Raw genomic sequence first — 12,361 nt, forward strand, 5'->3', positions numbered from 1 at the left:
TTAGGCCACTCTTTATATTGCCAGTTATACATATTGAGCCGATTTAAAAATCTAATCGGCTCAAATATAAGTAAAATTTGAGCCGATTAACCAAATTAATCGGCTCAAAGGAAAAAGCATATTCATTATTGGCCTCTCTTGACGATAATTTACAAATCCAGCAAGGGAAAAATTCCCTTCCTTTTGAATCTTCAAGATAATCACTGAAATCGGCTATTTTTCTAACGATTGTTTCCCCTACTTTAGCTTCCAAACCCAATGGTTTAGTAAGCGTATAGTTTAAATACCGGTAATCAACAAGCTGGTAACCGCAGCAATACACGGGCTACTTACAAACAACCAGGTTCAATTTATAGAAAAAAGGATGATCAAATCATTATTGCTAAGTATAACAACTATGCTATGTATCACAGCATGTGCACAGGAATCCGCCATAATCACAAAAAATGACCGGGTTAAATGGATTCCCTATCAAACCAAAAACAAGCAGTTTGTCTATGTCGACAGCGCATTCCAGAAGAAGCTATCCCAAGAGTTCCATTGGGCTCAGCCTTTCACGTCCACAGGATATGCACTGGTAGCCAATGAAAAGGATCAAACGGGGATCATTAACAGCGAAGGTGAATTTATCGAACATTATTCCGACACAGATTTACAGCTCTTAGACATCAAGCAGCTGACTCTTCTGATGAAACGCCAGGAATACGAAAAGAAATTGTCCTTCTGGAAATGGGACTGGAATATCCTAAGCAGTTATATCAAGAAAACAGCTACTTATGTCAAGCTTGAAATACGGGTATTGGAAAGTAATCAGATTCTGCTGAAAAAAGATATTCCTTACGATGAGAACGAATATAACCTTGCAACTTACCCCTTAAACGACAAGCATCTGATCCTCAATGGGAACCTGTATCTGCTAAAAGATCAAAAACTTAAGAAAATAGAAGAACACATTGAAATGCCCTTGGAAAACGGACGTTATATTCCAGCATCAGCAAACAGTTTTACCATCCTTGATATCCGAAGCAAAAAACCGGTTTTATCCGCTTTGACAAGCATAGACAAAATAGACCTTCTTTGGAAAAATGAGGCCATACAACTCGATTCTATCAATCAGGAGCGCTACAGCCCAGCAATCCCCAAACTACTAAAGGACAATAATACAGGCAGCATATATGCCTTTCCACAATACGACAAAGCTTTTCCAAAACAAATTAGACAAGCCAATGCGACACAGATTGCCTTTCTAAAAGAAATATCCTTAGTTTATTCGGTGACTAATTCGCCCTATTTTATTCTAGGCAGATTTAACTACGATCATGCCATCTGGGCTTATGATTGGTTATATATGGATAAAGATGGCAACTTATTGGACACCATCAAAGCCCCGAACTTCTATATCCTGGATCAGGTGGGTAATTTGGTCTGGCCAGACAAACACATGTTATTCACCTCGAATGCCATGGAAAAGAATTGGAAGACCGGAAAAATAAAATACATCGATTCATCAGAAGATCTTTATTTAATTGATGTAAAACGAGGTGATCTGGAACCTACAAAAGGCCTATGGAATTCAAGTGCAAAGACTTGGGATATAAACCCCGATTTCGAACATATTGAAACCTTAGATGGTAAACGACAAATCTTCGCATTACAGGAGCATAAAGATGGTCGCTATACTTTATACAACAACAAGACAAAACAACGAATCGGCAACAAAAGCTACATGACCATCAATCCCAACGGGTGGGTACAACATAAAAATGAGTGCAATCGGGACGACGGCTATTTTATTGACATTGCTACGGGCAAGGAATATAAAGAATAAAAATATACCGCTCAATCTCAGCAAAAATTACCAAGATTAATTTATAACAGACAAAATATACTCTTTAAGATTTATTAACTTTAAAGGAATACTGAGTTATTAGCTTTGTCCAATTAAAACTGATCTTGTGAGCGAATTATTGATAGCATCATTAAAGCAAGGTGACCACTTTGCCATGGAACAGATTTTTAATCTGTATTGGGAAGCCATATTTGATGCAGCTTTTAAGAAAATAGGCGACGAAAATGTGGCTCAGGACATTACCCAGGAAATCTTCATTTCGCTGTGGGAAAACCGTGAACAGGTCATCATATCTGGTGGCCTTGCAGCCTATCTACATGGGGCTGTAAAATTCAAAGTAATCAACCATTTTCGGAATACGACAGTTAAAGATGGACACAAAGCCGAACTAGCGACTTTAATGAACCAACAATATGCGGATTCAGCGGACGACCTGCTGATCCTAAAAGATGCGCAGCAAAAAGTTGAAGAAGCGTTGATGCAGCTTCCCGAACGTATGCGACTGGTCGTCACCATGAGCCGCAAGCAAGAAAAATCAATCAAGGAAATTGCGAGCGAGCTGAATGTCTCCGTACAAACTGTCAAGAATCAAATTACCTCGGCCATGAAACTGCTCAAAAAAAGCCTCTCTTAGGCAGTTCCTCCATTTTTTTGAGTGTTAACAATAAATTAATATACTCCTAATATTTTCGACTAGTACCAATTCCCATTTGAAGTGACATGTATTCAAATGATGGAAGAAAAAGCAAAGCAGCTACTGCAAAAATATTTAAATGGAGAGGCCAGCGCCGCCGAGATTAAACAAGTCGAAGTTTGGTACGCCCAACTGGATAACGCATCAAAAAAAATTCCGCAGGAACGCAAGGCAGCACTGCGCGAACAATTATTGGCCAATATCCAGTCCGGTATTTCAGAAAAGGAAAATAAACGACCTTCCCTGCTGTATTCACCTGTATTCAAAATAGCGGCCGCTATTTTAATGATTGCTTCTATAGGACTTCTTTATTGGAAAGTAAATAATCAACCTATCGCACCATCTTCGCAGGTCGTCACGACAACCCTTGCAGGTGAACATAAAAAGATTGTATTGGCAGATGGTTCGGAAATTATCATGGAACCATCTTCAAAAATCAGCTATCCAAGTAAATTCAGGGGAAATATCCGTGAAATAGCACTTACTGAAGGGGAAGCTTTCTTTGATATTGCCCACGACGAGCAACACCCATTTCAGGTACAGCTTGCATCCAAGCTAGCGGTTAAAGTATTGGGTACCTCCTTTCGGATAAAAGCCTATCAGGCTTCCGACCAAGTCGAAGTCACTGTTGCTACCGGTAAGGTTGCGGTACAGCAACAAGATAAAATCTTGGGTATATTAACCAAAAACCAGAGTTTACGTTACAGCAAAGAAACCGCACAATCTTCGCGTAGCGTAGTAGAAAAAAATACCGCTGTCGCCATAGCGTTTGATGGAACAAACCTCCAAGAGGTCGCAAAAAAACTGGAATATATCTACAACATTGAAATTATCTTAAAGGATACATCGCTTAGGTCTCTAAAAACAACAGCCACATTCAATAGCACACAAAATCCAGCAGAAATACTGGATATTATCTGCAGCCTACATCACCTTAAGTACAGTACGATTGAAAAGGATAAAGTATTTAAAATCCACAAATAATGTCTAAAAATTTACCTAAAACATCTTAGTCACCATGCGTAATTCATTACCTAATTATTACAAAAAAATGAAAACACCTGCATTCAAGAGAGAATTCTCTTTTTACCGGATCATGAAGTATCCCTGCATCGCATTTTCGATTACTTCAGTATTCTGCAGTTCATTGATGGCCTCCCCAAGCATGGCCCAACGTTTGGACAAAAGCAGCGTAAACATCAAAATAAGCAAGGGCGAAAAACTCGATGTGATTCTCCACAAAATCGAGAGTCTTTCGGGCCTTCATTTTGTGTACAATCCCGATCTATTGCAAGAACGGAACACAGTCTTAAGCGGCAGCTTTAAAACTGAACCCGTTCGCGCGCTCTTGAATAAGCTTGGAATCAATGCAGTGGAAAAAGAGGACTATGTGATCCTGAACACGCAAGCAAACATCAAGGCAGACCGAATCGTTACCGGTTTTGTAAGAGATACAACAGGGGCTGCAATTGCGGGTGTTTCTGTAAAAGTAGTGGGTACGCAGGTTGGGACCACAACAGATATAAAAGGTGCATTCCGTATCGAAGCAGGACCGCAAGCCGTACTTTCCTTTTCGATGGTCGGATTCCATTCCAAGGAAGTCGCAGTTGGCGAAAATGAAGTTATTAATGTAACGCTAAGCGAAGAGCGTTCGACCTTATCAGAAGTTGTTGTAGTGGGATATGGAACCCAGAAAAAAGAAACATTAACAGGTGCTGTCAGCTTGGTATCACTTGACAAATTATCGTCTAGATCTGTCAACAGTGTTGGCGAAGTATTGGCCGGTAAATCACCAGGTGTTATTGTTACGAATGAAGGTGGTGACCCAACTGCAACGCCACGTATCAATATCAGAGGCGCCGGTGGTATCAATGGCGAAAGTGTACTCTACGTTATTGACGGTTCAATTTTCCTAGGCACCCCACAGCTCAATCCAAACGATATCGAATCCATTTCGGTCCTTAAAGACGCATCGGCAGCGATCTATGGAGCGAGAGCTTCCGGTGGTGTGGTATTGATCACCACTAAAAAAGGAAAAAAAGGACAGATGCAAATTAGCGTTGATGCCAAGTTAGGTCAACAAAGTGCATGGCGAAAATTACAGCCTTTAAATGCCGAACAACGTGCACAAGTAGCTGCAACAGCCGCTAAAAATGGTGGAACAACTATCCTACCTGCTTTTGATTCGACCAAATACCCAGAAGGTTTAGTCACCAAAACAAACTGGATGGATGAAGTTTTTAGAAACGCGACACTACAGGATTACAATGCTGCAATTAATGGTGGTAGCGAAAAGTCTAACTTTTACCTGAGTTTTAATTACCGCAACGCCGAGGGTATTGTATTGAATACCAAAACCAAGCGCTATAATTTCCGTATAAATTCAGAACATCAACTTACCCCTTGGTTGAAAGTTGGTGAAAACTTATCCTATAGCAGTACCAATGGGAATGGTGCCAATACCAGCAGTGACTATACAGGAGCCCTACTTTCCGCCATTTATTATCCAACCAATGGGACCCCTTACAATGCAGATGGAAGTTTTGCTGGTCTACCGGGTCCATTCCCTGGCGATTACGGTGATATCATTAACCCCGTTGCCGAACTGATGCGCATCGACATCAACAATCCGGTCAATGTCCTTGTTGTCAATCCTTATGCTAGCATCCAATTGGCAAAAGGCTTAACATTCAGATCTAATTTAAGTATTACTAAATCGAATGCTCGATTTAAAAGCTTTACACCAAGACGTCCTGAAATAGGTAAACCGGTTCTGAGCAATAGTCTAGTTGAACGAGCTGATGATGCAAATGATATCCTTGCAGAACAAGTTTTAAATTACAAAACTTCTTTCGACAAGCATCAACTTGACCTAACTGGTGGTTATACCTTTCAAAAAACAAAGAACACCTATCTATATACTTCCGGAGCAGGTTTTGACGATGAGTCCAAACAATACCGTTATTTAACAAATGCGAATACCATTCAACCTTCGGAAAGTGGCTATGCTTCAACAGCAATATCATCGCTATTCTTAAGAGCAAACTACAGTTATAACGACAAGTATTTACTATCGTTAATTGGTAGACGCGATGGTTCATCCATGTTGACAAAAGAAAATAGATTTAAAAACTACGCTTCTGCTTCTGCAGGATGGGTAATCAGTAAAGAAGAGTTTTTAAAATCAGCAACCTGGTTAGATCAATTAAAATTACGCGGTAGCTATGGTATTTTAGGAAATCTCGGTAGTTTGTCAGCTGCAGCTGTCAACCCGCTACTAGCATCGACACAAAGTTATTTCGGCCAAACACCGACCTTACAAAAAGGATACGTACAAACGATTTTGGCCAACAAGAACCTCACTTGGGCAGAAAGTAAGCAGACCAATATAGGTGTAGATTTGGGAATTTTCAACCATTTTAACTTAGTCGCCGATTACTTTATTAAGGAAACAAATAAAATGATCCTGACCAGATCACTGCCAGGTACAGCAGGTTTAAATAGTCAAACGATCAACGCGGGTTTAGTCAAAGACAGAGGAATTGAGCTGGGATTAACGTACAATAGTTCAAAAAATTCCGACTTTACTTATTCCATCAACGCAACCTTAACCAAATTAAATAACAAGGTTGAAGAATTAGCACCGGGCTTGAACACCATTGCCGTAGGTACTAATTTCAGAAATGAATTGGCTCCGCTCTCTATTACCGTCGGTCAACCGCTCTACAGCTACTATGTGCTCAAAACAGATGGTATCTTCCAGAGTCAGGCCGAAGCTGATAATTACAAAAACGCCAATGGACAAAAAATTCAGCCGAATGCAAAAGCGGGCGATTTCAAATTTGTAGACATCGATGGCAATGGTTCAATCGGACCTGAAGATCGTTATTTTGCGGGCAGTGCATACCCGGATTTCTCCTATGGATTGAGCTTTAATGCGAATTATAAGGATTTTGATTTCAATATTTTTGCTCAGGGCGTTCAAGGCAACAAGCTTTTCAACGCTATCAAAAGAACAACGTATAGTGCGAGTGGACCTTCTTACAATAAGTTAACGGGCATTTTGGACGCCTGGTCTCCAGAAAATCCAAACGGTAAAGTGCCGATCATCTCCACTTCAGATGCAAATGGCAATTTCAATGCGTCCGATTTTTACATCGAAAATGGTTCCTACCTCCGCATTCGTAACGTTACATTAGGCTATACCTTACCAAAATCAATTGCAAACAAATTTAAGATGGGCAACGTACGCGTTTATGCAACGGCCAACAACCTATTTACCATTACGAAATATACAGGTTTTGACCCAGAAATTGGAATGGATAACAATGGTCTCGACGTGGGACGTTACCCACAAGCCCGAAGCTTTATTGTTGGTTTAAATGTCAATTTTTAATCTAAAAAAAGCCGATGATTTATACTCATCAGCCATAAAAAAAATAAAACGATGAAAACGAATATAAAATACCTTGCAATAGCAGCAGTAGCACTTTTTGCATCGTGCAATAAACAGTTAGATATAACACCAGAGGGTTCTCCCTCCGCACAGAATTTCTGGAAAACGGAACAAGATGCGATCAAAGCAGAAGCCGGGATGTACGAAAAGTACAATGAAGAGGATTATTACGGTCGCGGGATGTTTTGGTTTATTAATGCCAGTGACGACATGGTGACAGGACGTAACAAGCCCGAAGCCGACAATATTAAAAACTTCAACCGCAATTACATCGGTGGTGGTTATACAGAATCTCAATGGAGCATGCGTTATGCGATTATAAAGAGGGCCAACGATATTATTATCAATGTTCCCAATATAAGCATGGATGAAGCGCGAAAAAAACAGATCATTGGCGATGCCTATTTCAATGCAGGTCTGGTTTATTTTCAATTAGCGGCAAACTATGGTAACGACAAGGCGGGTGTGCCTATTGTTACGCCTGAAACAGATGCTTCTGTTCCTGTAGCTAGAGCCAACAACGTTAACGAAAACTACGATTATATCATTTCACTACTATTAAAAGCGGCCGACAACCTTCCTTATTTTTCTGAGATGAAGGATACCGATTATGGTAAAGCGCACAAAACAGCTGCATGGGCCTATTTATCAAAAGTATATCTGTACAAAAAAGATTATACCAATGCTGCGAAGTACGCGGATATGGTGATCAGTTCGGGCAAACATGATTTATTGACCAATTTTGTGGATGTGTTTAAGGCGGCTAACAACTGGTCCAAAGAATATATTTGGTCGGTGGTCTGTACGCCAAATGGTGGTGGTACTGGCTGGGGCAGCAAACTTCCAGGTGTTATGCTTACCAATAAAGCTTGGGGAATCTACAACGGCTGGGGCTACTATCTACCGACAAAAGAACTTTACGATTCTTTTGAAACAGGTGACTTGCGTCGTGAAGCAACAATCTTGAAACCAGGGGATAAATTCCAGTTTTTTGGCGAAGAACGTACATTTACAAAAGACGGTGGTGCGACTTCGAACTACCAGTTCAAAAAGTATATGGAACCATTTTCATACGCCAACCCTATTCCAACACACGTTAATCCAAATGGCGACAACGGAACAACAGACCTCAATGTACCATTGATGCGTTATGCCGAAGTATTATTGATTAAAGCTGAGGCCGCCATTAATTTAAATGGGGCTGGAGCCGGTGATACTGAATTAAATAAAATTAGGAAGAGAGCTGGTTTAATAGCAAAAAGCGGAATGACTCTTGTAGACCTAAAACGCGAGCGCCGCAATGAGCTTGCTGGTGAATGGGCAGACCGTCACCGTGATTTGGTCAGATGGGGCGATGCGCAAGCTACCTATGCCAAACCTTTACACGATTTCGATGGTGCTGTAATTTGGCCGGCTAGAAATTTCAATCCGCAAGTACATGATGTTTGGGCAGTTCCACAACGCGAGATCAACAACAGTTCCGGCGTCATTAAACAAAATGCAGGATGGTAAAAAACAATAAATTAATGTGGCTGCTATTTGCCGGCCTAAGCATTCAGTCAGTTTCTGCACAACAGAAACTGACTGCCAATGCAGGTCACAGCCACAATGATTACAAACAGCAAATCCCGCTGTTGGAGGCTTACTATGCTGGAATGGGCTCTATCGAAGCGGACGTCTTCTATCGCAATGGAGAGCTTTACGTCGCCCATGAAAGCAGCGAAATCAAACCAGGGAAGACGTTAAAAAAACTTTACATCGACCCTTTAATTGCTTTCTTTAAGGAGAACGGCAATAAACCTTATGCCAAACCTGAGCAGACCTTGCAGCTCGTGATTGATATCAAAGAAAATTACGAACAGGTATTGTCTAAATTGTTGGCCGATTTGAAGGGCAACGAATCTATATTCGACCAGCAGAAAAATCCTTCCGCCATTAAAATTGTCGTCAGCGGTGAAATCCCGCCGCCGGAAAAGTTCGACAATTATCCATCGATGATTTATTTTGATGGCCGGCCGGAAAAAGATTATACGCCGGCACAGCTCAAACATATTGGGATGATCAGTCAGGATATTAAGCAGTATTCTGTCTGGAATGGCAAAGGGACACCTACTCCACCCGACCTTGAAAAGATGAAATCTGTGATAGACAAAGCGCATAAATTGGGGAAAACCTTTCGTTTCTGGGCAACCAAAGACAGTCCCAATAGTTGGAAAGAACTTGGTCACATGGGGGTAGACTGGATCAATACAGACCATCCTACTGCGCTTAAGAATTTCTATTTAAACAACGCTAAAGTCGAATACGCAAATCCAAAGGCCTACGTTCCCTATCAGCCAACCTATAAAAATGATGGTGCAACGAGCAAGGTTAAGAACGTTATTTTACTTATTGGTGATGGAATGGGCTTGGCTCAAATACAAGCGGGTTTAAGTGCCAATTTTGGTCAGTCCAATATCATCAATATGAAACATATTGGTCTTTCGCGCACCGAAGCATCCAATTCGGATTTTACCGACTCCGCTGCGGGCGGGACAGCTTTGGCTACTGGACATAAAACCAATAACCGTTACATTGGCATGGATGCTGACGGTAAATTGTTGAGCGCTATTCCCGACACACTTGCTCAACACGGGATCAAAAGTGGTATCATCAGTGCGGGAGATATTACAGATGCCACTCCGGCTGCATTTTACGCACATCAGATCGATCGGACCATGTCACAGGAAATTGCGGCAGATTTCAAAAATAGCCATGTGGATATCTTAGTTGGATCCCGTCGCGAAAGCTTCCTCAACAACAAGGATAACACGCTGATGAAGCAACTGACCGAAAAAGGGTATCAGCTTCAGCAAAATTTAGGTGATTTTGAAAAAGCGACATCAGGCAAACAGCTCGTACTCCTGGCGGATTCTGCGACACGAAGAATACTCGATGGACGGGGAGAAATGCTAAAAACTTCCCTCTCAAAAACGATTGAGCTTTTGTCTAAAAATAAAAATGGCTTCTTTATCATGGCCGAGGGTGCACAAATTGACTATGGAGCCCATGCCAACGATCTTCCCTATGTTGTTACCGAACAACATGACTTTGATCGGCTTGTCGGGGAAGCCCTAAAATTTGCGGACCAAGATGGTGAAACACTCGTCATTGTCACTGCAGATCACGAAACTGGTGGACTTTCCCTATTGGATGCCAATTATAAAAAGGGAACTGTTAGAGGCAATTTCAGTAGCGATGACCATACCAATATTATGGTACCTGTCTTTGCTTACGGACCAGGTGCGCAAAATTTTATTGGCATTTACAACAATACAGCCGTTTTTAAAAAGATTATCCAAGCCTATAACTTGAAATAATCGCTTTAAAGTTTTCATACAACATGAAACCCCTTAGTTTAAATACGAGGGGTTTTCACTTTTTCACCGACTACATTCCATAGTTTACAACCACTCCAAAATCCAATTTAAGGATTGATGTTCGATTTTTTGCCTATCTTGTAAGTCAAAAAAACAGAACAACCTTTATGATACCATCAATCAAGCGACTACTGATTTTGTCATTATTGCTATTCAGTATTTCGACCCAACTATTTGCACAAACTTCTGAAAAAGCCTCTTGGTTTAAAGATGCCCGCTTTGGCATGTTCATTCATTGGGGACTATACAGTGCGGCTGAAGGCATGTGGAAGGGTGAACCTTTACGTTATATGAATAACTATGCCGAGTGGTTAAGATATCGCAACCGCGTTTCCAAAGAAGAGTACGGTACTTTGGCAAAACGTTTCGACTGGAGTAAAATAGATCCTGAGCAATGGGTTCTTCTAGCAAAAGAGGCTGGGATGAAATATATCATCATCACCGCCAAACATCATGATGGTGTTGCCCTTTGGGACACAAAAGTTGGTGATTATAGCCTCCCAAAATTGAGTGGTTCCAATCGGGATGTCATCAAAGATATCGCAGAGGCTTGTAGAAAGCACGGCATGAAATTAGGTTTTTACTATTCCCATTGGATTGACTGGGAACATCCATACGGCTGGAATCATCAACAGGAGCTGTCGGGACATGTTACCGATGCCCAATACAATCAATATTGGCAGGAGAAAGTTATCCCTCAACTTCGCGAACTGATGACCAACTATGGCGACATTGCATTGATATGGTTCGACATGTGGATCCCTTATCAAAAGTCGATCATAAAAAAAGAAGAATTACTGCAAGTTGTCAAACTGATCCGTGAACTACAGCCTAATTGCTTGATTAATTCACGTCTAGGTCTTCCTACAGATGCGGAGAACGTGGATTTTGAGACATTAGGAGATAACCAATTTGGCAGCAATTACATTAACCATCCATGGGAAACCCCTGGGACGATTGCCCATTCATGGGGTTACAACGGTCAGGAGAATGAATGGAAATCAACCAGTCAAATTTTCCAATCGTTGATCTCCAATGTAAGTCTCAACGGGGGCTTCACCTTAAATATCGGGCCACGTGCCAATGGAACAGTTCCCTACGAAAGTGTCAGTCGTCTGCACGAAGTCGGAGATTGGCTAAACAGTTATGGAGAGGGCATCTATGGCAGCACCGGCCTTGATCTAAAAAACAACCATTTCGATTGGGGTTACCTCACGACCAAAAAAGAAGGGCAAAAAACAGTCGTATATGCGCACGTCTTTAATTGGCCCTTAGATCATACACTTCGGATTACAGGAATCAAATCGACCCCAGAACAGGTTTCACTGATGAACGGAAGTGTATCTACGGCGCTAAAATTTGATCAAAGTCTCAGTCTAATCCATATCCAATTACCTGACGCGCAACCTGATCATTATGTTTCAGAAGTTAAATTGACTTTTAACAGCCCGCTAGAATTGGACAAAAATACAATCCCGGAATCAACCTTTGGTGGCTTTTCGTTGAAATCAACCAATAGCCTCAACCAAGGACTCAAAATTGTACGCTATAACGGCAAAAATCCAACGCATGCGATCCTGACGGGTGTTACGAAGATCGATTGGGAGGTAACCATCCCTGAAGCAGGCGTCTACTCACTCGATTTTTCAGCACATAATCCCAATAAACAAAACAGTGTTTTTGAAGTCAGTACTGCCAATCAGCGGTTGCAAGGAAGTTTTGCTCCTACAAACAAAATGGTGGTCGAGCCCAATGAAAACAACTACACAGAAGAATTTGTCGAAAACCGCATCGGCAAATTTAAATTCGATAAGCCCGGAAAATATATCGTAACCTTTAAAAGTAAAGAACTACAGCCACTTTGGTTTAACTGGATTTGGCTCGAAAAAATGAAGAATTAAACATACGTTCCTCGGTACAGAACATGTAAAACACCAGCAGGC

At 41.2% G+C, this 12,361-nt stretch carries 7 protein-coding genes; all 7 read left to right on the plus strand.

Going from position 1 to position 12,361, the window contains the following annotated elements:
- Positions 1 to 364: 364 nt before the first annotated feature.
- The 7 genes from A9970_RS18710 to A9970_RS18740 all read left to right on the plus strand — a co-directional run bounded on the left by A9970_RS18710 (position 365) and on the right by A9970_RS18740 (position 12,319).
- A complete protein-coding gene (locus A9970_RS18710) occupies positions 365 to 1,828 on the plus strand; it encodes a hypothetical protein (RefSeq protein ID WP_182983326.1) in 1,464 nt (487 codons plus the stop codon).
- Positions 1,829 to 1,955: 127 nt separating this feature from the next.
- Entirely contained in the window at positions 1,956 to 2,483 is a 528-nt protein-coding gene (locus A9970_RS18715; RefSeq protein ID WP_112373850.1) for an RNA polymerase sigma-70 factor, read from the plus strand.
- A 96-nt stretch (positions 2,484 to 2,579) separates the two neighbouring features.
- A complete protein-coding gene (locus A9970_RS18720; RefSeq protein ID WP_182983327.1) occupies positions 2,580 to 3,527 on the plus strand; it encodes a FecR family protein in 948 nt (315 codons plus the stop codon).
- 67 nt (positions 3,528 to 3,594) lie between these two features.
- Positions 3,595 to 6,939, plus strand: a complete 3,345-nt coding sequence (locus tag A9970_RS18725) for a TonB-dependent receptor (protein ID WP_239468798.1) — start codon at positions 3,595 to 3,597, stop codon at positions 6,937 to 6,939.
- A 51-nt stretch (positions 6,940 to 6,990) separates the two neighbouring features.
- The gene (locus tag A9970_RS18730; protein ID WP_182983328.1) at positions 6,991 to 8,511 is read left to right on the plus strand and encodes a RagB/SusD family nutrient uptake outer membrane protein; all 1,521 of its coding nucleotides are present in this window, start codon (positions 6,991 to 6,993) and stop codon (positions 8,509 to 8,511) included.
- Positions 8,505 to 10,358, plus strand: coding sequence for an alkaline phosphatase (locus A9970_RS18735; RefSeq protein ID WP_182983329.1), 1,854 nt, complete (start codon positions 8,505 to 8,507; stop codon positions 10,356 to 10,358). Before A9970_RS18730 ends, A9970_RS18735 begins: the two co-directional genes overlap by 7 nt.
- Before the next feature lie 167 nt (positions 10,359 to 10,525).
- On the plus strand, positions 10,526 to 12,319 hold the full coding sequence (locus tag A9970_RS18740; RefSeq protein ID WP_220801654.1) for an alpha-L-fucosidase: 1,794 nt from the start codon (positions 10,526 to 10,528) through the stop codon (positions 12,317 to 12,319).
- The last annotated feature ends 42 nt before the right edge of the window (positions 12,320 to 12,361 follow it).

The sequence above is a fragment of the Sphingobacterium sp. UME9 genome, from assembly GCF_014170215.1.
Classification (GTDB): domain Bacteria; phylum Bacteroidota; class Bacteroidia; order Sphingobacteriales; family Sphingobacteriaceae; genus Sphingobacterium; species Sphingobacterium paramultivorum.